The 24,507-nt window shown below is 66.6% G+C and carries 20 protein-coding genes; 8 read left to right on the top strand and 12 right to left on the bottom strand.

Features of this window, described 5'->3' with window-relative positions; translation table 11 throughout:
- Positions 1-13: 13 nt before the first annotated feature.
- From CAL19_RS11430 to coxB, 4 genes are all read right to left on the bottom strand, one after another.
- Positions 14-1,516 carry an ABC transporter substrate-binding protein gene (locus tag CAL19_RS11430; protein ID WP_094796830.1) on the bottom strand — a complete coding sequence of 501 codons (1,503 nt, stop codon included), beginning with the start codon at positions 1,514-1,516 and terminating at the stop codon, positions 14-16.
- Between the two features lie 95 nt (positions 1,517-1,611).
- Positions 1,612-1,956, bottom strand: coding sequence for a hypothetical protein (locus CAL19_RS11425; protein WP_026638816.1), 345 nt, complete (start codon positions 1,954-1,956; stop codon positions 1,612-1,614).
- A 35-nt stretch (positions 1,957-1,991) separates the two neighbouring features.
- A complete protein-coding gene (locus CAL19_RS11420; RefSeq protein ID WP_094796829.1) occupies positions 1,992-4,511 on the bottom strand; it encodes a cbb3-type cytochrome c oxidase subunit I in 2,520 nt (839 codons plus the stop codon).
- Positions 4,508-5,494, bottom strand: coding sequence for a cytochrome c oxidase subunit II (gene coxB / locus CAL19_RS11415; RefSeq protein ID WP_094796828.1), 987 nt, complete (start codon positions 5,492-5,494; stop codon positions 4,508-4,510). The genes CAL19_RS11420 and coxB overlap by 4 nt, the downstream gene beginning before the upstream one ends.
- A 216-nt stretch (positions 5,495-5,710) precedes the next feature.
- Here coxB and CAL19_RS11410 point away from each other — a divergent pair, with 216 nt between their 5' ends.
- Both CAL19_RS11410 and CAL19_RS11405 read left to right on the top strand, forming a co-directional pair.
- The gene (locus tag CAL19_RS11410) at positions 5,711-6,169 is read left to right on the top strand and encodes a c-type cytochrome (protein ID WP_094796827.1); all 459 of its coding nucleotides are present in this window, start codon (positions 5,711-5,713) and stop codon (positions 6,167-6,169) included.
- 13 nt (positions 6,170-6,182) lie between these two features.
- Entirely contained in the window at positions 6,183-7,046 is an 864-nt protein-coding gene (locus CAL19_RS11405) for a c-type cytochrome (protein WP_094796826.1), read from the top strand.
- 27 nt (positions 7,047-7,073) lie between these two features.
- On the opposite strand, the gene CAL19_RS11400 is transcribed toward CAL19_RS11405, so the two are convergent.
- Both CAL19_RS11400 and CAL19_RS11395 read right to left on the bottom strand, forming a co-directional pair.
- The gene (locus CAL19_RS11400; protein WP_026638812.1) at positions 7,074-8,768 is read right to left on the bottom strand and encodes an ATP-binding protein; all 1,695 of its coding nucleotides are present in this window, start codon (positions 8,766-8,768) and stop codon (positions 7,074-7,076) included.
- Positions 8,755-10,281: an ATPase domain-containing protein gene (locus tag CAL19_RS11395; RefSeq protein WP_051423674.1), complete on the bottom strand. Its 1,527-nt coding sequence runs from the start codon at positions 10,279-10,281 to the stop codon at positions 8,755-8,757. The genes CAL19_RS11400 and CAL19_RS11395 overlap by 14 nt, the downstream gene beginning before the upstream one ends.
- 292 nt (positions 10,282-10,573) lie before the next feature.
- Here CAL19_RS11395 and CAL19_RS11390 point away from each other — a divergent pair, with 292 nt between their 5' ends.
- The 3 genes from CAL19_RS11390 to groL all read left to right on the top strand — a co-directional run bounded on the left by CAL19_RS11390 (position 10,574) and on the right by groL (position 13,325).
- Positions 10,574-11,191, top strand: coding sequence for a hypothetical protein (locus CAL19_RS11390; RefSeq protein WP_026638810.1), 618 nt, complete (start codon positions 10,574-10,576; stop codon positions 11,189-11,191).
- A gap of 161 nt (positions 11,192-11,352) precedes the next feature.
- Entirely contained in the window at positions 11,353-11,670 is a 318-nt protein-coding gene (locus CAL19_RS11385; RefSeq protein ID WP_026638809.1) for a co-chaperone GroES, read from the top strand.
- Positions 11,671-11,702: 32 nt separating this feature from the next.
- A complete protein-coding gene (gene groL / locus CAL19_RS11380; RefSeq protein ID WP_026638808.1) occupies positions 11,703-13,325 on the top strand; it encodes a chaperonin GroEL in 1,623 nt (540 codons plus the stop codon).
- 63 nt (positions 13,326-13,388) lie between these two features.
- Here the strand turns inward: groL and CAL19_RS11375 are convergent, their stop codons facing one another.
- Positions 13,389-14,282, bottom strand: coding sequence for a spermidine synthase (locus CAL19_RS11375; RefSeq protein ID WP_249276296.1), 894 nt, complete (start codon positions 14,280-14,282; stop codon positions 13,389-13,391).
- A 137-nt stretch (positions 14,283-14,419) separates the two neighbouring features.
- On the opposite strand from CAL19_RS11375, the gene CAL19_RS11370 reads away from it, so the two are divergent.
- The 3 genes from CAL19_RS11370 to CAL19_RS11360 all read left to right on the top strand — a co-directional run bounded on the left by CAL19_RS11370 (position 14,420) and on the right by CAL19_RS11360 (position 17,470).
- Complete coding sequence (locus tag CAL19_RS11370; protein ID WP_094796824.1) at positions 14,420-15,328, top strand: LysR substrate-binding domain-containing protein; 909 nt, start codon at positions 14,420-14,422, stop codon at positions 15,326-15,328.
- A 115-nt stretch (positions 15,329-15,443) separates the two neighbouring features.
- Positions 15,444-16,691 (top strand): MFS transporter, encoded by a 1,248-nt coding sequence (locus CAL19_RS11365; RefSeq protein ID WP_026638806.1) that lies wholly within the window; start codon positions 15,444-15,446, stop codon positions 16,689-16,691.
- A gap of 59 nt (positions 16,692-16,750) precedes the next feature.
- Positions 16,751-17,470 (top strand): GntR family transcriptional regulator, encoded by a 720-nt coding sequence (locus CAL19_RS11360; protein ID WP_038852080.1) that lies wholly within the window; start codon positions 16,751-16,753, stop codon positions 17,468-17,470.
- Here the strand turns inward: CAL19_RS11360 and CAL19_RS11355 are convergent.
- The 5 genes from CAL19_RS11355 to CAL19_RS11335 form a co-directional block, all read right to left on the bottom strand.
- Positions 17,467-18,714, bottom strand: coding sequence for an MFS transporter (locus tag CAL19_RS11355; protein WP_094796823.1), 1,248 nt, complete (start codon positions 18,712-18,714; stop codon positions 17,467-17,469). The two genes, CAL19_RS11360 and CAL19_RS11355, sit on opposite strands and share 4 nt — an antisense overlap.
- A gap of 21 nt (positions 18,715-18,735) precedes the next feature.
- Positions 18,736-19,638: an amidohydrolase family protein gene (locus CAL19_RS11350; RefSeq protein WP_094796822.1), complete on the bottom strand. Its 903-nt coding sequence runs from the start codon at positions 19,636-19,638 to the stop codon at positions 18,736-18,738.
- Between the two features lie 131 nt (positions 19,639-19,769).
- Positions 19,770-20,630: a DMT family transporter gene (locus CAL19_RS11345; RefSeq protein WP_094796821.1), complete on the bottom strand. Its 861-nt coding sequence runs from the start codon at positions 20,628-20,630 to the stop codon at positions 19,770-19,772.
- Between the two features lie 306 nt (positions 20,631-20,936).
- Positions 20,937-22,316, bottom strand: coding sequence for a PepSY-associated TM helix domain-containing protein (locus CAL19_RS11340; RefSeq protein ID WP_094796820.1), 1,380 nt, complete (start codon positions 22,314-22,316; stop codon positions 20,937-20,939).
- A 12-nt stretch (positions 22,317-22,328) separates the two neighbouring features.
- Positions 22,329-24,473, bottom strand: coding sequence for a TonB-dependent receptor (locus CAL19_RS11335; protein WP_094796819.1), 2,145 nt, complete (start codon positions 24,471-24,473; stop codon positions 22,329-22,331).
- Positions 24,474-24,507: the final 34 nt, after the last annotated feature.

Genomic DNA, 24,507 nt, shown 5'->3' with positions numbered 1-24,507 from the left:
CCGGAATCGATGCTCATTGCCGGGCCACCGTGACGCCTTTCAGACGGATCAGGCCGTCGGGGTAGGGCACGAAACCCTGCACCTTGGCCTGGGTGCCGAAAATCCAGGGCAGGTAGAACAGATAGATGCGGGGGTCGTCTTCCTGCATGATCTGCATGGCCTGCGCGTACAGTTGCCTGCGTTGGTCTTCGTCCGCGATGCTGCGCGCCTCGTTCATGAGCCTGTCCATTTCGGCATTGCAGTATTTGCCGTCGTTCAGGCTGCCCTTGCAGGTGATGTACTGGTAGATGTTGCCGCTGGGATCGACCCGCCCGGACCATCCCGTCTGGCCGACCTCGAAGTCGCCGCGCGGCAGGGCGGATTGCAGGGCGGCGAATTCCATGGGGCGCAATGAAATATCGAAACCCGCCTCGGCGCCCATGGCCTGCACCAGCTCGAATACCTGCTGCATGGTGGTGTTGTTGCCGAAGGTCAGTTCGAACTTCACGCGGTCGTGGCCCGCCTGCCTGAGCAGTGCCTGTGCCTTCTTGGGGTCGCGGCCAGGACGCTCGACGCTTTGGTCGTAGGCGAAACTGGCGGGCGGAAACGGCTGGTGCGCGGGCTGGAACATGCCTTCGCCCACCACCTGATTGATGATGTCGCGGTCGATGGCCAGGTCCAGCGCCTGCCTGACCCGCTTGTCTTTGGCCAGCGGATTGTCGGCGCGCGCGCCGTTGGCGATGTTGACCGATATGGCCTGGTAGCCCAGCCCGGTGACGGGCGCCAGGCGCAGCTTGGGGTCGTCCTTGACGGTCTTGACGTCGCTGGGCGCGACGCGCTCGATGATGTCGAGCCCGCCCGAACGCAGGTTGTTCAGGCGTACCGTGGTGTCGGGCATGGGCGTGAAGACCACCTGGTCGAAGTGGTAGTTGGCCTGGTCCCAGTGTTTGTCGAATTTCTCGAGCACGATGCGGTCGTTCTGCACGCGCTCCTTGAATTTATAGGGCCCCGAGCATACCGGCGCGCGGCCCGGGTCCTGGTCGAACGTCGCGGGCGACAGCATCATGCCGGCCCGGTCGGATAGCTGCGACAGCAACGAGGCATCCGGTGTTTTCAGCCGCAGCACTACGGTGCGGGCGTCGGGCGCCTGTACGCTGGCCACTGACGCCAGTTCGCTTTTGCGGTTGCTGTCGGGCAGCGTCATGGCGCGGTCCAGGTTGGCCTTGACCGAGGCGGCATCGATGGGAGTGCCGTCGTGATACACCGCCGCGTCCCTGAGCGTCAGCGTCAGCGTCAGGCCGTCATCGCTGGTTTGCCACGACTCGGCCAGCTGGGGCACGATCTTCAGGTCGGGCGAAATATCCACAAGCTTGTCGCACAGCGATGCAAATACGATGCGGCCTACAAAGGTGCGGGCGCGCGCCGGGTCGAGCACGTCGGGGTCGTCTTGCAAGCCGATGCGCATGGTGGATTGCGCGGTGGCGGCGGCGCTGGCAAGCAGGCCGGCGGCGGCCAGGGCTAGGCAAAGGCTACGCATGGGTATTCCTTTCAGACAGTTGAACTCCAGGGCAATTCCGACGGCGTTGCGCCGCTGGCGTCAATCTATCAAATTGGCGGCGGTTTGGCGCGGGTTTATGCGGACGGGCAGGCGGGCAGCATCAGCACGGGCACTGTCTGCCACACGATCGCGATGGCCGACAACAGGCCCAGCGTTGCGGCCACCCAGGGGAAGAAGCCCTTGTCATCGGTGGCCGGCCAGCGGCGCCGGTAGCGCCAGTTGACCAGACCGATGACGGCCAGCGCCAGCGCGGCCGCGATGCCCATGAATGCTGTGGCCAGGCCGCCCATCCACAACCCGTGCAACGCCGGGCGGGCGCAGAAAATGCCGTTGGCCGCGTAGATCAGCGTGAAGTGCACTGCCCATGCCAGGGGCCCCGTCAGCAGGGGCAGCAGCAGGGCTATGGATCGTGTTTGCATGCCGGTTTCTCCTTCCGGGACGTCGCACGGACCATCTACCCGGTCCATTGCGCAAACCCATGCAGCACCCAGGTTGCGATCAGGCCTTGCACGACGGTGTAGTGCCACAGCACCGAGGTGTTGTCGTAGCAGGCGCGCCGCGCAGGTCCCAACCGGCCTGCCCATGAACGGGCGGTTGTGAACAGCGCCATCGAAGCCGCTGCCAAGGTCAGCACCCCCTGCAGGCCGATGATGGCGTAAACGGCAGCCGCGTAGGCGCTGTCTTGCGGACGCAGGCCCATGTGCCAGTGCGCAAGCATTTCGCGCGCGACCACTGCCGCCAGCAGCGCGCAGCCCGCCGGCAGGCCGACGCGCAGCCACGACTGCCGGCCGCGACGCAGCGCCCGCGAGCCTGCCCATATGCAGGCGCTGCCGGCTATCAGCAATGCCGAACTGCCCAGCGGCCGCGACCAGGCGCCGAACGGGCCGGCATCCGGCCACGCCTCTGGCGAGACGGTCCACAGGAAGAAGTAGGCAAACAGCAGCGAAGCGAAAATGCTTGCGCACACCATGATCAGCATGACCATGGCCCACCAGGAATGCGAGCTGCTGCCGGTGCACGACATCGGCAAGCGCAACCCGCCGCCCACGTCCACGGCTGCCTGGTCCGGCGCCGGGTCGGCGTCCCATAGCCAACGAAGAATCATCGCCAGGGCCAGCGCGCCGAACAGCGCGGCCGGCACCATCAGCTTGACCGTCAGCAGCAGGAAAAAGCCCGCCGTGCCCAGCGCCGCGAGCACGGGCGGCCAGCCCGGGCCGGGCAGGCGCAGCACATACTGGGGCCGGGCCTCGATGGCGCTGGTGACGAGGGTGCTGCGCCAGCCTCCCGGGGCGCCCGGCAGGTAGTAGCGCCCCGCGTCCACGTCTGCGGCCAGGCCGGGCTGGTCCCACAGGGGTTCGCGGCTTTGCACGATGGGCACGCTGCGCGGGCCCGCCGAACCGCCGGGCAGCCATTCCAGCGTGCCGGCCTGCCACACGTTGCCGGCATTGCTTGCCACCGACGGCCGGCAGTTGCGCGCCAGGTCTATCAAGAACACCAGGACGCCGGCCGCGATGACATACGCTCCTATCGTGGACACCATGTTCAGCATTCCCCAGCCATAGCTGTCGGCATAGGTGTAGACGCGGCGCGGCATGCCCGCCAGGCCGGTCAGGTGCATGGGAAAGAAGCTGACATTGAAGCCCACGAACATCAGCCAGAACGCCCAGCGGCCGAGCCGCTCGGACAGGGGGCGGCGGCTGACGAAGGGCATCCAGTAGTAGAAGGCTGCGAAGAGCGGAAACACCATGCCGCCCACCAGCACATAATGCAGGTGCGCCACGATGAAGTAGGTGTCATGGGCCTGCCAGTCGAACGGAATCACCGCCACCATGACGCCGGTCAGGCCGCCCAGCACGAAGATGAAGAAAAAACCCAGGATGAACAGCATGGGCGTCTTCAGCGGCCGCACCTTGGGCGCGGCCGCGATCGTGGCGATCCAGGCGAAGATCTGAATGCCGGTGGGGATCGACACGGCCATGCTGGCTGCCGACGCAAAACTCAACGACAGCTGGGGAATGCCCGTGGCGTACATGTGGTGCACCCACAGGCCGAAACTGATGAAGCTGGTGGCGACCACCGCCATCACCACGGCCCGATAGCCCACCAGCGGACGTCCCGTCATGGCCGGAACGATCATGGACACCATGCCTGCGGCGGGCAGGAAAATGATGTAGACCTCGGGATGGCCGAACAGCCAGAACAGGTGCTGCCACAGCAGCGGGTCGCCGCCCTTGTCGGCAATGAAGAATGGCAGGCCGAAGGCCCGTTCGAGTTCAAGCAGCGCGGTGGCCACGATGACCGCGGGAAACGCGATGATGACCATGCCCGAGAACGCCAGCATGATCCAGGCGAAGATCGGCAGCTTGTCCAGCGTCATGCCCGGGGCCCGCGTGCGCAGGATGCCCACCGCCAGCTCGATCGCGCCGGCGATGGCCGAGATCTCGATAAAGCCTATGCCCAGCAGCCACAGGTCGGCATTGACGGCGGGAGAATACGCGCTGCTGGTCAGCGGCGGATACATGAACCAGCCGCCGTCCGGCGCCAGGCCGGCGAAGATGCTGCAGAAAAAAACCAGGCCGCCGATGGCGTACGCCCAGTACGCATAAGACGACAGGCGGGGAAAGGGCAGGTCGCGCGCGCCCAGCATGTTGGGCAGCAGCAGCACCGCCATGGCTTCGACCGCCGGCACGGCGAACAGGAACATCATCACGGTGCCGTGCATGGTGAACAGCTGGTTGTACAGCGTATGGCTGATCAGGTCGTTATCGGGCACCGCCAGCTGCGTGCGCATCAACAGCGCCAGAATGCCGGCCAGCAGAAAGAACAGCAGCGCCGTACCGATATACAGCAGGCCGACGTAGTTGTTGTTGACCACCGTGATGGCTCGCCAGCCGGTGGGCCGCCGCCAGATGCGTTCGAGTTCTTCCCGTTCGCCCTCTGGGCGGGGCAACGGATTGGGCAGCGTATCCGTCATTGCAGGCTTTCCAGGTAATGGGCGACGGCGCGCAACTGCTCGCCGGACAGGTTCCGGAATGAAGGCATGGCATTGCCCGGCTTGATGTGCTGGCTGCCGGCGATCCAGCCGGCCAGGGTGCCGACGTTGTTGGGCAGCATGCCCGAGGCCAGCGAAGTGCGGCTGCCTATGTGGGTAAGGTCGGGCCCGCTGGCGCCGGCGGCCGAGGTGCCGCGCACCGTATGGCATTGCGCGCAGGCCTGGGCGAACACCTGGCTGCCCGCGCGCAGCCGCGCGTCGGCGGGGTTCGCGGTTGCGGGCTGGCGTTGCGCATGCAGCCACGCCTGGTAGGCATCCGCCTGCAGTACGTGCACATCGAACATCATGTTGGCGTGCTGCGCGCCACAGTATTCGGCGCACTGGCCGCGCCAGGCGCCGGTCTCGCGCGCCTGCAGGCGCAGGCGGTTGACATGCCCCGGCACCATGTCGACTTTGCCCGACAGATTGGGCACCCAGAAGCTGTGGATGACGTTGCGTGAACTCAGCAGCAGCTCTACCGGCTGGCCCACGGGAATGCGCATTTCGTTAGCCGTCTCGAACAACACCTGCCCCTGCTCGTCCAGGTATCGCACGCGCCACCACCACATCTCGCCGATGATCTCGATGCGGGCCGCGGCCGGCTCAACGTGGCGCAGCATGTTTGCCGCCAGCCCCACGCTGTACACCAGCAGCGCCGTCAGCACCACGACGGGAAACACCGCGCCGGCGGCCACCAGCCATCGCCGCCCGGCCAGGACGCGGCGCCAGGCGGGCGGCCCGTACATGGCCAGGGCCAGGATCATCATCACCAGCAGGAAGATCGCAGCGCCGGCCGTGAACATGACCGCGCCGATCTCGGCGCTGGCCGCGGCCTGGTCAGCCCTGGGATGCAGGGCAGATTGGCGGTCGGCCCATAATGAAGCAAGCGGGACGGCCAAGGCCGCAAAGGCGCTGGTATCGGGCATAGATGACGGTGGCCAAAGGGTCCCGGGCGATCCGGGGTGCGCGCCAGCAACGCACGCGACGTGCCCGCGCACAGAGGAAAGCCGGCAGGGTTTGACGGCGCCGCAATCGGAAAAATTTACCGACGCGCTGACGTTTCGATGCAAGCGGCGTGCCCGCGCGCAATCACACGCGCAGGCACGGCAAGGAAATTGCTGTGGGGGGCGAAAAGGAGACTTATGCCGCTCGTCCAGTTCCCCAGTACGCGCGAACGCTGCCCGCGGGCAGCCCGCCAGCCCCGGTGGCGCGCCGCCGGCCGGTCGTGCGCCGGTGCGTGCCTGGTGGCGCTGGCGTTGGCCGCGTGCGGCGATCCGGCGCCGCCGCTGGCTGCGGCGCCTGCGCCGCAAGACCTGCCCGAGGCCGACATCGGCCGCGGCAAGGCGCTGGTGGTCCGCTACGCCTGTGCCAGCTGCCACGAAATACCGGGCGTGCGCGGCGCGAGCGCTCGCGTCGGGCCCACCTTGCGCAATCTTGGCGAACGGGCCTACCTGGGAGGTGTACTGGCCAACACACCCGCCAATCTGGTGAGCTGGCTGCGCGATCCGCCTGCCCATGCGCCCGGCACGGCCATGCCCGACGTCGGACTCACCGCCGACCAGGCGCGCGATATCGCCGCCTACCTGCTCACGCTGCGCTGAACGGAGGCCACCCATGAGACCCTGGATGCGCGTTGCGGCCCTTACCCTGGCGGCAGCTGCCGTGGTCGGACTGGCGGTGATTCTGGCGGTGGTCTACAGCGGCTGGTATGACAGCCGCGCCACCCGCCCGCACACCGCGCCGATCAACGCCTTGCTGGAAGTCGCGCTGGAACAATCAATCAAGACAAGCGCCGCCGATGTGCAGGCGCCGAAGCTGGACGACCCTGCGCGGGTGCGCAGCGGATTCGAGGTGTTTCGCGCACATTGTGTGCAATGCCATGGCGCGCCCGGCGTGGCGCCCGAGCCTTTCGCGATGGGCTTGATGCCGGCGCCAGCCTCACTGGTGACCACGGCGCGGCACTGGTCTGCCGCCGAGATCTACTGGGTGGTGCGCTATGGGATAAAGATGACGGGCATGCCTGCCTGGCAATATCGCATCAGCGATGCAGCCATATGGGACGTGGTGGCGTTCATGCGAGTATTGCCGACGCTGTCGCCCACCGATTATCGCGCCTGGAACGAGCGTGCGGCGGCGCCGGCGAGCGTGGCGTCCGCGGACGCTGCGGCAGACTCCGGGCGCGGGCGGGAACTGAGCCTGGGCGACGCACAGGCAGGCCGGGATGCATTGCAACAGTACCTGTGCGTGACGTGCCACGCCATCCCTGGCGTGGTGGGAGCGAATTTTCACGTGGGGCCGCCATTGCAGGGCATAGCCGGGCAACAGTACATTGCCGGCATCTTGCCCAACACGCCCGAAAACATGGTGCGATGGCTGCTCGATCCGCATGCCTTCGACCCGACCTCGGCCATGCCGGGCCTGAGCCTGAGCGTGCGCGACGCGCGCGATATCGCGGCATACCTGTATACGCTCGATTAGCGGTCTGCCGGCCCGGTTTGCGCTGCACTACAGCGCGGGCGGGGTGGCTGCCGCCGCGCGCGCGGCAAGCAGCGCGCTGAGCACCGCGGCCAGGTCGTCCAGCAGATAGGGCTTGGGCAACAGGGGAATGCCGGACTCCTTGGCGCGCCGCGCCTCCTCGCCGGGATAGCCGGTGGTCAGCACCACCGGCAGCCCGGGCCTGCGTTCGCGCAACGCCTGAGCCAGGTGTACGCCGCTCATGCCGCCCGGCATCATGATGTCGGACAGCACCGCGTCGATTGCCCCGGCCGCATCCAGCGTGTCGAGCGCCGCGCCCGCGCTGCCTACGCAGGTCACTTCGTAGCCCAGCTGCACCAGCATATCGGTGGTCAGCGCCGCGACTTCGTTGTCGTCTTCTACCAGCAGCACATGCAATGGCGATGGGTGTGCGTGCGCGGCCGGCGCGATCGGCTGGGGTTCGTCCAGGGCCATGGCCGACCTGGGCAGCACCAGCCGCACGGTAGTGCCGCGCCCGACTTCGCTGTGGATCTGCAGGGTGCCGCCCGATTGGGTCGCGAACCCGTAGGCCTGGGGCAGGCCCAGGCCCGAGCCTTTGCCCACGTCCTTGGTGGTGAAAAACGGCTCCAGAATGCGTGCCTGCACGTCGGGCGGTATACCCATGCCGTTGTCGATGATCGAAAGGCCGACATGGTCGCCCTGCAATTCGCCGTGCGGCGAGCCGGGTATGTTGGCGGTGCGTATGGTTATCGTGCCGCCGCGCGGCATGGCGTCGCGCGCGTTCAGCGCAAGGTTGATGATGACCAGTTCCAGCTCGCCCGGGTCGGCCTCGACCACCCAGAGGTCATCGGCCAGCTGCAGTTCGACGTTGATGTCTCCGCGCAGGCTGCGCTGCAGCATCTCGAGCATGCTGCGCACCTGCTGGCTCAGGTCCAGCGCGCGCGGCTGCAAAGTCTGGCGCCGTGCAAAGCTCAGAAGCTGGCGTGTCAGCCCGGCGCCACGGTCTACGGCGCGCTGCATCGCCTGCATGGTGCGCTGCCGGCGTTCGGCGTCGACCGGCCGCTCCAGGATCTGCAGCCCGCCGGACACCACCATCAAGAGATTATTGAAATCGTGCGCCACCCCCCCGGTGAGCTGGCCCAGCGCTTCGAGTTTCTGGGCCTGGCGCAATGAGTTTTCGATGCGTTCGCGTTCGGCAATCTGGCGCTGCAGCTCGGCATTGGCGGCCTCGAGCTGGCGGGTGCGGTGGATGACGATGTCCTCGAGCTCCGCCGCGGCTTCTTCCCGCGCGCGCAGCAGCGCCCGTATCTGATATTGCCGCTGGCGCGAACGGGCCGCGGTCCGCACCATGGTGGTCAGCGCCAGGCTTTCCATCGGCCGTTCGAGCAGGGATACGTTGCCCAGCGCGTCTACCATTTTTTCGCGCCACGCCGCGACCGCGACCTGGCGCACGCGGCTGGTCAGCACCACGAAGGGCGGGTCCGACCACGCAGGCTCGGTGGCCAGCCATGTACGCACCGCCTGCAGGTTCTTGCCGAACAGCGCTTCTTCGGTAACGCAGATGACCAGAACGCCCGCATGGGCCTGTTGCACCAGGCTGTCGATATCGGCGCATACGTGGGCGTCGAGCCCATCGCGCTGCAACAGCCGCGCACAGGCCGCACCGTCGCGGCCGATGGGCGCATAGACCAATACGCGCCCCTCGGGGCCTTCAGGCCAATTCATTGTCGGCCTTGGGCAGCAGGCGCAGATCGTCGCCCGTGTAATGCGGTGTGCCCGTAAGGATGCCGCTGAAGGAAGTCAGCGGCTGGCCGAGCATCAGGCCCCGCGACGACAGCGTGAATTCGCGGATAGATTGCTCGTGGGCGCCACTGCGTTTTTTCACCACCGAAAGCGCGCGCCTGACCTGGCCGGCATGTTCGAAATACCGCAGCATGATGACCGAGTCGCTCAGGTAGCTGATGTCCAGCGGCGTCTGCATCGGCCCCATTATGCCCTGCTGGGCCAGCACCATGATGGTGGTCACGCCTTGCTGGCCCAGGTAGGTCAGCAGTTCGTGCAATTGCAGAACCAGGAAGCGTCCGTCCGGCATGGCGTTCAGATAGCCGTTCAGGCTGTCGATGACGATGACGCGCGTATCGGATTGCTCGACGCTATGGCGCACGAGCGAGGCGAACTCGCCCGGCGACAGTTCTGCCGGATCGATCTGTTGCAGGTGCAGTAAACCCTTGTCCAGCGCGGGCTCCAGGGGCATGCCCAGGTTGCGAGCGCGCAGCTGCAGCGTGATGCGGCCTTCGTCGAAGGCGAAAATGGCGGCATGCTCGCCGCGCTGCGTGGCGGCCAGCGCATAAGTGATGGCAAGTGACGACTTGCCCACGCCAGCGGCCCCGATCAGCAGGGCGTTGGTGCCGCGTTCGAGTCCGCCGCCAAGAAGCTGGTCGAGCTCGGCGTTGCCGCTGGGGGTGGGTATGGGGTCGAATGTTTTATGGTGTTCGGCGGCCACCAGGCGAGGATATACGACCAGGCCGCCTTTCCTGATGGTGAAGTCGTGATAGCCGCCGCGATATTCCACCCCGCGCATCTTCAGCACACGCAGCCGGCGGCGCTGTGCGCCGTAGTCGATGGCCAGTTGTTCCAGCGCGATCACGCCGTGGGAAATGGAGTGCAGCTGCAGGTCGTCGTCGCGGCCGCCGCGATCGTCCAGCAGAAGCACCGTGCATTGCCGGCTGGCGAAAAAATGCTTCAGGGCCAGGATCTGCCGCCGGTAGCGGAGCGACCCCTGGGCCAGCAGCCGCAATTCGGAAAGGCTGTCCAGCACCACGCGCGTCGGATTGGCGGATTCGACCTTGTCGAGAATAAGCCGCGTCGTTTCGCTCAGTTCCATCTCGGCCGGGTGCAGCACCGTCAACTCGTGCTCCGGATCCAGGATGTCTTCCGAGACCATCTCGAAAATCTCGATGCCGTCCAGTTTCCAGCCATGGCGCTTGGCCACCAGGCGCAGTTCGCGGGTGCTTTCGGACAGCGCGATGTACAGCACGCTTTCGCCGTTCTTCACGCCTTCGAGCAGGAACTGCATGCCCAGGGTGGTTTTTCCTGTGCCCGGATGCCCTTCGCACAAGTACATCCGGTTCGCGTCCAGGCCGCCCGACAGGATGTCGTCGATGCCGGAGTTGCCTGTCGATATGCGCGGGGGGTCGTCATCTGAAGAAAAGTGATCGCCGTTAATCACCTTGCCCATGGATGTTGGTCCTTTTACTTGAATGGGTCGACAAACCTTCACGGTGCACTCACTGGCGGCGCGTGAACTGGCATGGCCTGCGTTGCGGGCAAGGCCGGCCCGACACGCACGCGTCTGTGCTCCGGGCACTATATAGCAGGTTGCGCGCGCGCACATCAGGGCGGCGGAAGGTCCTGTAACCAAGTCATTACAACCGGGCGCGCAGGGTTGAAGCCCGCGCAGCGCGACGATAAATTGATCATGCGATATGCGGCTCGGCCGCGCCGGGCCCGCGACACTCGATGGAGGACGCATGGAGATCTTCGACACTATCGCCACGCACAGCGCCGCGCAGCAACTGCCGCTGTATGCCGTCACCGCTACTGCCATCCAGAAGTCCGATACGCCGATCGTTGTGATGCTTCACTGGCATGGTTTTACCCGGGAGCAGGAAAACACCGTACGGCGCTCGGTGGCGGGTTCGGCGGTGCAGATCAACGCGCGCTGGAACGAGCCTGCCGACATCGACCGGGCAGTGCTGGACGCAGGCTGGAAGCTGGGAGCCTGGGACGTCGAGCGTGTGGCCAGGCCGGCATGGATGCGCCTTAACGCGCCGGTATCCGAGGCCGTGGCGTGCCACCGCGCCTTTGGCGATTATTCCGATCTGCCGGATGGCAGCCGCGCCGTCATTGTCGATGCGCCTGACCAGCAGGAACTGCTGGCCCTGGCGGCGCGCCGGGGCTATCTGCGCTGGCTATTCCGCCCTCGCAAGGGCGGTGTGTGGAGCCAGCTGGACGGCGACGATTGCACGCTTGACGCCGATGGCGGCCGTTCTTCGCCGTGCCCGGTGGCGCTGCAGCCGGAAGGGCGCAAGCTTCGCGGCCTGGTGCGGTATCGCCTGGGTCGTGGAAGAAGCATATTGATACAATAAGTTTCGTTTTGAATATCAAGCTGCCTCTTGAAATGGGGGCGGCCAACCCTACCTTCATGCCGCGCCCCGTTCTGGGGACGCACGGCGCCCGCCATGCCAGTGCCTGGCCGCCAAAGCGCCGGACTTCACTTTCTGATGATCAAGACTAAGGAGATTGAGTCATGAAGATCCGTCCCCTTTACGACCGGATTATCGTGAAGCGAATCGAACAGGAACGTACCACCGCGTCGGGCATCGTGATCCCGGATTCGGCGGCCGAAAAGCCCGAGCAGGGCGAGGTGCTGGCGGTGGGCAGCGGCAAAGTGCACAGCGATGGATCCGTGCGCGCGCTGGAACTACAGGTGGGCGACCGCGTGCTCTTTGGCAAGTACGCGGGCCAGACTGTCAAGGTCGACGGCGAAGAACTGCTCGTGATGCGCGAAGACGACGTATTCGCCGTCCTGACGCGCGCCGAAGACAGCCTGAAGAAGGCTGCCTGATCCACCATTCCAGATCGTTGCAGGAGCTAGACATGAGCGCCAAAGACGTTAAGTTCCATGACAATGCCCGCAGCCGTGTGGTCAAGGGCGTCAACATCCTGGCCGAAGCCGTGAAGGTAACCCTGGGCCCCAAGGGCCGCAACGTGCTCATCGAGCGCAGCTTCGGCGCGCCGGTCATCACGAAGGACGGCGTGTCGGTCGCCAAGGAAATCGAGCTGAAAGACAAGTTCGAGAACATGGGCGCGCAGATCGTCAAGCAGGTCGCGTCCAAGACCGCCGACGTGGCGGGCGACGGCACCACCACCGCCACCGTGCTGGCCCAGTCCATCGTGCAGGAAGGAATGAAATACGTGGCTTCCGGCATGAACCCGATGGATCTCAAGCGCGGCATCGACCAGGCCGTGTCGGCCGTGGTGGACGAATTGCACAAAATGGCCAAGCCGATTTCCACCAGCAAGGAAACGGCCCAGGTCGCCGCACTGTCGGCCAATTCCGACCAGGACATCGGCAAGATCATTGCCGATGCCATGGAAAAAGTGGGCCGCGAAGGCGTGATCACGGTCGAAGACGGCAAGTCGCTGGACAATGAACTGGACGTCGTGGAAGGCATGCAGTTCGATCGCGGCTACATCAGCCCGTATTTCATGACCGACCCCGAAAAGCAGGTGGCCCAGCTCGAAGACCCGCTGGTCTTGCTGTACGACAAGAAGATATCCAACGTGCGCGAACTGCTGCCTGTTCTCGAGGCCACCGCCAAGGCAGGCAAGCCGTTGCTGATCGTGGCCGAGGATGTCGAAGGCGAAGCGCTGGCCACCCTGGTGGTGAACGCGATGCGTGGCGTGCTGAAGGTGGCTGCCGTGAAGGCGCCCGGTTTCGGCGACCGCCGCAAGGCCATGCTGGAAGATATCGCGATATTGACCGGCGGCACCGTCATTTCTGAAGAAACCGGCAAGCAGCTCGAAAAGGCCACGCTGCAGGACCTGGGCAGCGCCAAGCGCGTCGAGGTGCGCAAGGAAACCACCACGATTATCGATGGCGCCGGCGGCAAGGACGCCATCGAAGCCCGCGTGAAGTCGATCCGCAAGCAGATCGACGATGCAACCAGCGACTACGACCGCGAGAAGCTGCAGGAGCGCGTGGCCAAGCTGTCGGGCGGCGTGGCGGTGATCCGGGTGGGCGCGGCCACCGAAGTCGAGATGAAAGAAAAGAAAGACCGTGTCGACGACGCGCTGCACGCCACGCGGGCCGCGGTCGAGGAAGGCATTGTGCCCGGGGGCGGGGTGGCGCTGTTGCGCGCCCGGGCCGCCATCCAGTCGATAAATGGCGCCAATGCCGACCAGGATGCCGGTATCCGCATCGTCCAGCGCGCGCTCGAGGCGCCCTTGCGCGCCATCGTGGCCAATGCGGGCGAAGAACCGTCGGTGGTGGTGGCCAAGGTGCTGGAATCCAAGGGCAACCATGGCTATAACGCTGCCACCGGCGAGTATGGCGACCTGGTCGAACTCGGCGTGGTCGATCCGGCCAAGGTGACGCGTACCGCGTTGCAGAATGCCGCGTCTATCGCCGGCCTGATCCTCACCACTGACGCCACCGTGGCGCAGCTGCCGGAAGATACCAAGACGCCGGCCGCGCCGGCCGAGGCGATGGACTTCTGATGTCCTGACGTCGCGCGCGTGCGCATATGGGCATCGCGTTCCGCAAGGGGCGCGATGCCTTTTTTATTGGGCGCGCCGCGGCGGATCTTCCGGGGCGGGCGGGTCGCGCAGCAACTGCGCGTGCGCAGGCCCGCCGATCGGCGCGGCAAAGCGCCCAAGGGCGCCGGCCTCGTAAATGCCCTGAGCTTGCAGGCGGCCCTGAAGTGCTTTCGCCTGGGCGGCGATGCGGTCCAGGCCGGGCAGGGCGTCGCGGCCTGCCACGATGACGCGGTTGCCTTCGCGCAGATTGAAGAACGGCCCGAACACGGCGGCGTACGTCGCCGATTCGCTGGCATACAGGCGGCTGTTGGTAAACGTGTTGGCAACCACGATGCCGCCGGGCGCAAGTATTGCCCGGACGTGCCGCAGGAACTCCAGCGTCATCAGGTGGCGCGGAATGTAGTCCACGTCGAACGCGTCCAGCATGACCATGTCGTACTGCCGGCCTTCGCGGTGCGCCTGTTCGATATACGCGCGTCCATCGGCGATGTGCACGCGTTGCCGGGGGCCCGTGCGGTAGCCGAAATAGGCCTGCGCCACTTTGGCCACCGCGGGATCGATCTCCACCGTGTCGATGGTGGCCTCGGGCAGCAGGCGCAGCAGCGTGTTCTGCAGCGTGGCGCCCCCCAGCCCCACCACCAGGATGGTTTTCGGATCCGGTCGCACATACAGCGCGCTGAGCATCATGCGTGTGTAGCTGAACACCAGCGCATGGGGGTCGTCCAGGCTCATGCAGGTCTGGCGCCCGAAGTCCACCATTGTGTTGAAGTTCATGCAGCGTTCGCCATGTTCTTCAAATACCAGCACCTTGCCGAACTGCGACGGCTCGCTGTGCAGCAAGCGCGGTTCGGCATGCGCCAGCGGGCTCAGCAGGGCGCAGGCCAGCACGGCCGCGAAAACGGCGGGTAGTCGGGGCATCGCAATCATCCAGTGGGAATGCCGCCCATCATATCCGCTGCGGAATGCGTCGGCAGGCCGGGCCGCACGCTGGCCTGCGGGCGCGCTCGTCCGCTACATTAGGCGCCACATCCTTCCGTCTGCCCTGAGAGCCTGCCATGCCGCGCCGACTTCCTCCCTTGCCCGCCTTGCGCTTGTTCGAGGCCGCGGGGCGACTATGCAGCTTCAAGCTGGCGGCGGCCGAACTGAGCCTGACACCCAGCGCGGTCAGCCACGGCATCGTCAGCCTGGAGCGGGCGCTGGGGGTGGATCTGTTCGTGCGCGGCCCGCGCGGCCTGGACCTGACGCCGGAAGGCGCCGACTACCTGCTTTATGTGTCCGAAGCCTTGTCGCTGATCGCCGCGGGCACGCAACGCCTGCCCGCCGGCAGGGGCGCGCGCGGCGTCTATATCAGTTGCGCGCCTACGCTGGCGGCGCGGTGGCTGCTGCCGCGCCTGGCGGCGTTTCGCGCCCGATGGCCCGACGTAGCCATCACCCTGGACACGTCGCCGCGGCAGGTGGGGTTTCCGGCGGATGGCTTCGACTTCGCAATACGCATGAGCCGCAGCGATGTGTCGGCCGGCAACTGGATGCGGCTGTTCGGCGAACAGCTGATACCGGTATGCAGCCCGACGTACCTGGACGGGCTGGCGCGCGCGCAGGACGGCGCCGTGGATCTGGCCGCGGCAGCCCTCATCCATGTCGACCCCGCAGGCGAAGACTGGCAGGCCTGGTTCGACCGCACGAAGCAGCCCGCGCCGGACGGCGGCGCAATGGCGGGCGGCCTGCATGTGGACACGATAGAGCTGGCGTTCCAGGCCGCCGCCCAAGGCCTGGGCGTGGCGCTGGGGCGCCGGCCGCTGGTCGATCCCGACCTGGACGCGGGCGCGCTGATCGCGCTGGACCTGCCGCCTCTTCAGGCGCAGACCGCGTACTGGCTCGTGAGTTCGGATGCGGTGCAGCGGCGCACCGAGCTGCTGGCGTTTCGCGACTGGCTGCTGGGGCAGGCGGGGGCCGCCGCGCCGTAGCCTCGGGCGCGTCTGGCCGCCGTGCATGAATTGCCTTCATCCGCGGCCGAAATCTTTTCCTTTGCCGGCCCGCACGGGCGCGTGCCACCATCACCGCAAAGGAGATCGCACCGTCATGCATAGCGCAAATCCCTCGCGGCCCTTGTCGGGTCATCCGGTTGTCTGGGTGGTGGTGGCCGCGGCGCTGTTACTCAGCGCCGCCATGGGCGTCCGGCAGACCTTTGGACTGTTCATCAATCCATTTTCGTTCGATCGCGGCCTGCCGGTGACGCAGATCGCATTCGCCATCGCCCTGCACAATCTGGTGTGGGGCGTGGCGCAGCCGTTTGCGGGAGCGGCGGCCGACCGCTACGGGTCGGCACCGGTGGTGGGGTTTGGCGCCGCGGCGTTCGCGGCCGGGCTGGCGCTGGCGACGGCGGCCGATTCCCCCGTACTGCTGGTGCTGGGCATGGGGGTGCTGGTGGGCATAGGCGTGAGCTGCACCAGTTTCGGTGTGGTGCTGGCCGCGGTGGGGCGCGCGGCGTCGCCGCAGCGGCGCAGCATGGCGCTGGGCATCGCCAGCGCCGGCGGGTCGCTCGGCCAGGTGGTGCTGGTGCCGTTTGCCGAGGTCTTGCGCGACAGCGGCGGCGTGTCGATGTCGCTGTGGGGGCTGGCCATCCTGATGCTGCTGGTCGCGCCATTGGGGTTGTTGCTCGACCGCCCCGCGCAGGGCGGAGGGGCGGCCACGCAGGAGCCCGTCATGTCGCTGCGCGAGGCGGTGTCGCAGGCTTGCCGGCATCGCGGCTATTGCCTGCTGACGCTGGGGTTCTTTACCTGCGGTTTCCAGCTCGCCTTCATCGCCACGCACCTTCCGGGCTACCTGGTGCTTTGCCACATGCCGGCGGGCCTGGGGGCCACCGCGCTGGCCCTGATCGGCCTGTTCAATATGGCCGGCAGCTGGGCGTGCGGCTGGCTGGGCGGCCGGTACCGGCAGCAGATCGTGCTGGGCTGGCTGTACTTGATACGCGGGGCGGCGATCGCGGCGTTTTTCCTGCTGCCCAAGAGCACGCTGTCGGTGGTGCTGTTTGCGGCCGTCATGGGGCTGACCTGGCTGGGCACGGTGCCGCTGACCAGCGGGCTGGTGGCCAAGGTGTTCGGCACCCGGTACCTGGGCACCTTGTTTGGCGTGTGCTTCCTGAGCCACCAGGTGGGGTCGTTCCTGGGCGCCTGGCTGGGCGGCCTGGTATATGACCTGACCGGGTCGTACACGCCGATCTGGGCCGCCACCGCGGTGGCCGGGCTGGTGGCGGCGCTGCTGCATTTTCCCATCGACGACCGCAGCGCGGCGGCTGGCGCGCCGGCGCCGGCCATGGCCCAACAATGAATCGAATGTTGATATAGTGACTGCTTCTGCCCGCAGGGCGAGCCGCCGTATTGACATCGATGTCCCAGGTCTGGTCAGAACCCCCGCCCGCCGCCGCGTCCGCTCAAGCGCCCGCCATCGCGGATGCCGTACGCATACTCGAAGAAGACATCGTGCTGGGCATCCTGCATCCGCGCGAACGCCTGATCGAAGACGACCTGATTCGCCGCTTCGGCTTCAAGCGCCACGCGGCCCGCGAAGTCCTGGCCGAGCTGGCCCGGCTTGGGCTGGTGGACCGCCGCAAGAACGTGGGTTGCGAGGTGCGGGCGTTCACGCCCCGGGAAGTGGCCGAGCTCTACCAATTGCGCGAATTGCTCGAAGGCGAGGCGGCCCGCATTCTGCCTTGCCCGCTGCCGGCGGCGGCCTTGCGCGAACTGACCGACATCCAGCGCGAGCATGACCGCGCGGTGGCCGACGGCGACCCGCGCGCGGTGTTTCATACCAACCAGCGGTTTCACCAGGCATTGTTCGGCTTCTGTGAAAACGGCGTGCTGCAGAAAGCCATCCAGGAATATGCGCGCCAGACGCATGCCATACGCTTCAGCTCGCTGGTCGACGCGTCGTACCGCGAGCGCGCGCGCCAGGAACACTGGGCCATGATCGATGCGCTGCGTGCCGGGCAGCGCGACGAACTGGCGCGGCTGTGCCGCGAACACCTGGCGCCGTCGCGCGATGCCTACCTGGCCGTGAACCGCCACCGCTATCCGGCGCGCGCGGCGGCCCGGCCCGCGCACGCCTAGCTCAGGTCGCTCAGCGTCGACAGCTCGCGGCCGCGTGTTTCCGGCAGCAGCAGGGTGGCAAGCAGCACCACCGCGTAGGCGCCGCCGGCAAAGATGCCGATGGCCATGGCCAGGCCGAGGCTGTTGCTCAGGTACCCCACCAGTGTCGGGAACAGCGCGCCCACGCCGCGCCCGAAGTTGTACGCAAAGCCCTGCCCGTTGGCCCGTATTTCAGTAGGGAACAGCTCGGTCAGGTAGGCGCCCAGCCCCCCGAATATGCCCGAGGCCGCAAAGCCCAGCGGAAAACCCAGGAACAGCATCTGGCTGTCTGTCAGCGGCACCTGCGTGTAGAAATACACGCACACCCCCGACAGTACTGAAAAGATCACGAAGTTCAGGCGGCGTCCCAGGCGGTCGGCCATGTGCGCGCCGGCGATATACCCGCAGAATGACCCCACGATGATCACCAGCAGGTAGCCGCCGGTATTCAGCACCGACAATTGCCGCTCGACTTTCAGATAAGTGGGCAGCCACGTGGTGACGGCGTAATAGCCGCCCTGGATGCCGGTGCACAGCAGCGCCGACAGCAGCGTCGTCTTGAGCAGCGCCGGAGAAAAAATCAGCCACGGCGATACCTTGGGATGGTCCGCGCTTTTTGTGCCGCGCACCCGCCCGGCGATTTCGGGCTCGGGCACGTGCTTGCGGATATACAGCACGAGCAGCGCCGGCAGCACGCCCACCCAGAACAGGCTGCGCCACGCCCATTGTTCCGGCAATACCGAAAAGGCGATGGTGTAGAGCAGCGCCGCTAGGCCCCAGCCCACGGCCCAGCCGCTCTGCACCGTGCCAACGGCGCGGGCGCGATGCCTAGACTTGATGATTTCCCCCATCAGTACCGAGCCTACGGCCCATTCGCCGCCGAAGCCCAGCCCCTGCAATGCGCGCAGAATGAAGATCTGTTCGAAGTTCTGCGTAAAGCCGATGGCCACGGTGCACGCCGAAAACCACAGGATGGTGATCTGCAGGATGCGCACGCGCCCGTAGCGGTCGGCCAGTATGCCCGCGCCCCATCCGCCGATGGCGGAGAACAGCAGCGTCACGGTGCCCAGCATGCCGGCCTGCCCGCGGTCTATGCCCCACAAGGTGACCAGCGTCGAGATGACGAAGGTGAACACCATGTAGTCCAGGGCGTCTATCGTCCAGCCCAGAAAAGACGCGTAGAAAGTGCGCTTGCCGGTGGGCGGCAGTTCGCTGAACCAGCTCATTTCCTTGTCTCCGGTTGGTTTTCAGGGCGCGGCATGCCCTGGCACAGGGGGAAAGTCGTAGAGTGTCTGGGGGTTGTCTACCAGTATGCGGCGGCGCAGCGCGTCGGATGGCGCCCATTTGGCCAGCAGGTTGCGCAGCACGCCGGTATCTGGCATGCGAGGGATGGCCACGTGCGGCCAGTCGCTGCCCCATACCATGCGGTCGGGCGCCGCCTCGATCAACGCCTGCGCCCAGGGCGTGACGTCGTCGTAGTGGTCGAACTGGTCGCTCAGCCGGTAGGCGCCGGACAGCTTGGCCCACCATCCATATTCCCTGACGCCATGCAGCAACGCCTGGAAGCCTGGGTGTTGCATTCCTTCGGCTACCGGCATGTGGCCCATGTGATCAAAGACGCAGGGCACGGGCAGCGCAGCCAGGCGCGGCATGGCCTCGGGCAGGTGGCGCACGTCCATCAGGAACTGCGCATGCCAGCCCAGCGCTGCCATGCGTGGCGCCAGGCGGTCAAGCGCATCCAGGCCCACGCCGCCGCCGAACAACACGTTAAAGCGCAGGCCGCGTACGCCGGCCGCGTGCAGGGTTTCCAGTTCCCGGTCGCCGACATCGGGGCCGACGACGGCCACGCCGCGCAAGGTGTCGCGATGGCGGCGCAGCACTTCCAGCATGTAGCGGTTGTCGGTGCCGTGCACGCTGACCTGAACCAGCACGCCGCGCGTCATGCCGCAGCCGCCCAGCATCGCCAGGTAGCGCGCCTCGGGCGCGGGCGGCGGCGTGTAGCTTCGGTTCTCTACATACGGGTAGCGCACGCCATCGCCGATAACGTGCGCGTGCGTATCGCACGCGCCGAGAGGAACGGGGAAGACGGCTGGCGCGATGTCGGGCAGGGGGGCCAGGCACAGCGTGTGGTCGACGGGCGGAGCGCTCATATCGTGTCTGCTCGCAGGCGATGCGGTGAGGGGACGTTACACCCGTGCCGCTTTGATGGTCAATAACATTATTGATAATGCTGGATACAGGCTGCCCTTGAAGCGCCCCTTCACGGGGCGCCCCGCTACCGCTATGGTGCGCTGCGCAGCACCAGTGCCAGGCCGGCCAGGATGAGAGCCATCGCGGCCATGGCCAGGGGCGCCAGCGGGTTGCCCAGCAGCAGGTAGTCCAGCAGTGCGGTCCCGCCTGGCACCAGGTAGAACAGGCTGGTCACATTGACCAGGTTGCCGGCCTGGATCAGGCGGTACAGCAGCAGGGTGGCGCCTACCGAAATGACCAGGCCCAGCCACAGCAATGTCGCCAGCAGGCCGGCGCCGAGCGTGGCTTGCCACGGCTGCCATGGCGCGAGCGCCACGCACAGCATCAACCCGGCCAGGTATTGCAGCGGCAGGGCGCGCAATGGCGGCTGGCGCAGGCTTTTCTGCAGGATGGCGCCCCCCGTCATGCATAACAGCGCGCCTGCCGCATAAAGCATGCCGATGATGGAAAAGCGCGCGGCCTCGATGCCGTCCCACATGACCAGCACCAGTCCGGTCAACGCCAGCATCAGCCCTGCCATGCGGCGCCAGCCGAAGCGCCGCTCCACCAGCGCCAGGGTCAGCAAGGGTTGCGCGCCCAGCGCGGTGGCCAGCACGCCGGGTGTCAGGCCGCTATCCAGGGCCAGGAAATAGCACGCCGAATAGCCGCCCATCATGGCCAGGCCGGCCGCCACACTGCGCGTGCGCGCGCCGCGCTCGGGCAGCCACGGATGGCCGGCCGCGCGGGCCAGCGCCAGCAGGGCAAGCAGTGCGAGAGAAAAACGCAATATCAGGAAGGCGAAGGGAGAGGCATAAGCCAGCCCCCATTTAGAGACAATCGCGCCGCTGCTCCACAGCAGCACGAAAAGCGCCGTGGCGCCATGAGCGGCGAACGCCGTTTTTTCGTTTGTCATGAGTGTGTCACCCGTCAGTCAATGCACAGGCTCCGGCGCGCGCGTCCGGCACGGCAGTGCGACGGACGTACGAAGGAATCGGGATGCTGGAGCCGCCAGGAAAACGCTGGCAGCCGGGCTGCGGGCAGCCGGCTGCGTTCAGCCCTTGCGGGCCGCGGGCGGCGGTGGCGCCGCGCGACCGGCCGGCTGGCCGGCGGGCGGTGCGACGACGGTGACGATGAGATGAGCCGCGCCCCGTTGGCGGCCAGCGGCCGCGCAATGAACGAAATGGGTGGATGGGGCGCGCGCAGTCATGATGATGCAAACCTACACGCCGGGCACGGCAGTGTCAACACGCGCGCGGCGCTGCACCAGCAAATCGGCCAGCAGCATGATCACCAGAGAGGCTCCCACCAGCGGAAACACGATGCCCCCCGCGATCATCACCGCCATGACGCCTTGCAAGGCCCGGCGATTGTGCGGCAGCGGTGGTATGCCCAGGCCGCCCGAGGGCCGGCGTTTCCACCACATGACGGCGCCCGACACGCTCAGCAGCACCATGCCCAGGCAGGCGGCCAGCAGCACCAGCTGGTTCGCACGGCCGAACTCCTGGCCCATGTGCACGTTGATGCCCCACTCCAGGGCCTTGCCCAACGGCCCGTAGTCGGCGTAGCTCATATCCAGCAAGGGCCTGCCCGTGTACTGGTCCAGGTGCACGACGCGCTGCCGGGCGAGATCATCCGGATACACCGAAGCCGTATACACGCCCGTCGCGTCGCGCGGCATGACCACGGCATATCCGGGCGCCAGGCCAAGCCGGTCGAAGGCGGCGACGGCCTGGTCCAACCCGATGGCTTGCGCGGCATGCGCGTGCGCCGACCGGGGCACGCGGGCCTGCTCGAGCGACCAGGTGGTCGGGCCCTGGTGGGCCAGGTGTTCATCGGACATGGGCACGGCCACACGCACGCCCGCCGGGTAGCCGAAGTTGTTGCCGTTGGCCCATTGGTTGACCTTGCCGCCCCACACAATGGACCACGGCATGCCGGTGACCGCCAGGAACAGAATGAACAGCGCGACCATGGCGCCGGTCACGGCATGGGTGTCGCGCCAGAACACGCGCTGCCGCGGCTTGCCGCGCACACTGATGACGCCTTGCTTGCGCCCGCGCGGCCACCACAGGTACGCGCCGGTCAGCACCAGCAAGATCGACCAGCCGGCCGCGATTTCAATGGCGCCGTTGGCCACCGGCCCGAAATAGTCCAGGCTGTGCAGCCGCCTTATCGTCCACATCAGCGTGTCGCGCTCGGCATGCGCGCCCAGCACCTGGCCGTTGTACGGATTGACGTAGACGCTCATGTTGGCGCCGTCGGCGGGCTTGACCACCACCTGGGCGCTTGCGTCGGGCGCGGCGGGCGGCAGGTACTTGGCCAGCGTACCCGGATGGGCGCGCAGCGCCGCGTCGGCCAGCGCCGATGGCGCCAGTGCGGGGCTGTCGGCCGGCCGGACTTCGCGCAGGTCGCGGTACCAGGCGTCTTCGATCTCGTGGTGAAACAGGTACAGGGCGCCGGTAATCGCCAGCAGGATCAGGAAAGGCAGGACCAGCAGCCCGGCGTAGAAATGCCACCGCCATACGGCCCTGTACACATGTGCGCGGCGCACGGCGTCGGTGTCGGCGACGGAGTCGATCGTCTTGGTGTCAGTGTTCATGGTGTCAGGGGGTCAGAATCGATAATGGGCCGACAGCTCCACGCGGCGCTCCGCGCCCAGCAGCCATTGCGTCTGGTTGTAGTAAGCGGTCTCGGCGTACTGCTTGTCGAAGACGTTGTAGGCGCGCAGGGCAAGAGTGAGGTCGCGCCGGGCATCCCATTGAAGGGCAAGGTTGGTGGTGGTATAGGCCGCCATTTCCAGCTGGTTGGCGCTGTCCGCGAACCGCTTGCCCACATAGCGCAGGCCGGCGCTGGCGGTCCATTGGGGCGCAAAGCGCCAGCTCAGCCACAGGTTGGCCAGGCGCTCGGGCACATCGGGCGGCACGTTGCCGCGCCGGGATACCGCGGCGCCTCCGGATGTATCGGTGTAGTCATCGTAACGGGCGTCCAGCATGGCGCCATTGAAGTCCAGGCGCCAGTGGCGGCCCAGGTCCAGGCCCAGCGTCAATTCCAGGCCACGGCTGGATTGGCTGCCGACCTGCACGCGCAGCGATGGGTCGTCCGGGTCGCGCGTGACGAGGTCTTTTTTGCGGATGTGATAGGCGGCCAGCGTCCATTCGCCGGCGTTGTCCCAGAACGTCTGCTTGATGCCGACTTCGATCTGGCGGGCCTGCGACAGTTCGAAGTCTTTGTTGGCCGGCGACATCAACAGCAGGCTGCCCACCGGGTCGGCGGCCCGGGAATACTGGCCATAAAGCGCCAGCGTCGGCAGCACGTTGTATACGGCGCCCACCCGCCAGCCCACATTGGTATAGGTGCGGCGGTAGGCCGTGGCGCCGGCCGCCAGGTCTTCGCGATGCAGGTCGATATGGTCGTAGCGCACGCCGCCCAGCAGCGACCATTGTTCATTCAACACCAGCCGGTCTTCGGCAAAAAGGGCGTACTGGGTGGCGGTATTGCGGTAGCGCGGGAATGTACCCGCTTCGTTGATGAATTCGCCATGGTCGACATCGCGCGGGTCCACCAGCGAGGTTCCGCCATACGGCGAATTATTGGTATGCGTGAGCCGGCTGCGGTTGATTTCGGCGCCTATTGCCACCTGGTTGAGCAGGCCCGCCAGCTCGAGCGTGTGCACGGCATCGGCCCGCGCGCCAACCTGCGACTGGTCGTGCTGGATGGCAGTGTAGGCGCTGCGCTCGATCAGGCCGCTGCCGGGTTGCCAGGTGTAGTTCTCGACATTGCGGTAGTCGCGGTCGCTGCCCAGGTAGTACACGCGCCCGCGTACGGTCGTGGCGGCGGCAGGGGACCATTCGGCCTGCAGTTCGGTGCGGCTATCGCGGTAGATGATCTTGCTGTCGGCCACGTTGTAGTTCTCGTGGCGCAGCGAATAATCGATTTCCCCGTCGATGAGCGGCGTGCCGAAGTAGCGGGCGGGTTCTTGCCAGGCATGGGCGTGCGTCAGCGTGAAGTTCAGGGCGGGCGATACGTCCAGCCGCAGCGCGGCCGTTATCGCGGCGTTTTGCGCATCGCCCAGGCTCATGCCGGCATTGCTGTGGTTGCCGCTGGCGTCCACGCGATACGACCAGCGCTCGTCCAGCGCGCCGCCGCTGCCGAAGGCCAGGCGCTGCGTATCGTGCGTGCCCACGGCCGCCTGCACTTCGTTCTGGATGGGGCCGCGGCCGGGCTTCTTGGGAATGATATTGACCACGCCGCCGATGGCGCCTTCGCCGACCAGCACCGAGGCCGGGCCGCGCAAGACTTCAATGCGGTCGACCGACCAGGGGTCGTATACGAAGGTCTGCCCCAGTCCGCCATACTGCCGTATGCCGTCGTACAGAATGGCGACCGAATTCGAGTCGGTGAATCCGCGCGACGACAGCGACGATCCGCCATTGCCGGGGTGGCGAAATGCACTGATGCCGGGCGCCTGGGTGATGGCGTCCATGACCGAGACATCGCCGCGTTCACTCAATTGCTCGTTGGTGATGATGTCCAGGCTGGCGGGTGTCTGCAGGGGCGTCAGCGACAGGAACGAGCCTGTCGCGGCGGGCTGATCCAGCGTGGGTTCGCTGGCGGATACGGAAATGGCGGGCAGGGTGGCCACGGGCGCGTCGGCGGCGTCCTGCGCACGTGCGCACAGGGGCGCAAGCAACGCGAGGCCCGCGGCAATAGCCGTGCGCCGCTGCAGGACGGATGTCCTGGCGGAATGACAAAGCATGGGATTTCCCGGTTAGAAACGACGAGGCCATCGC

Source organism: Bordetella genomosp. 7, assembly GCF_002261265.1.
In the GTDB taxonomy this organism is placed as follows: Bacteria; Pseudomonadota; Gammaproteobacteria; order Burkholderiales; family Burkholderiaceae_B; genus Bordetella_A.
The sequence above is the reverse complement of the archived record's forward strand: the minus strand, read 5'-3'. Positions and strand labels throughout refer to the sequence as shown.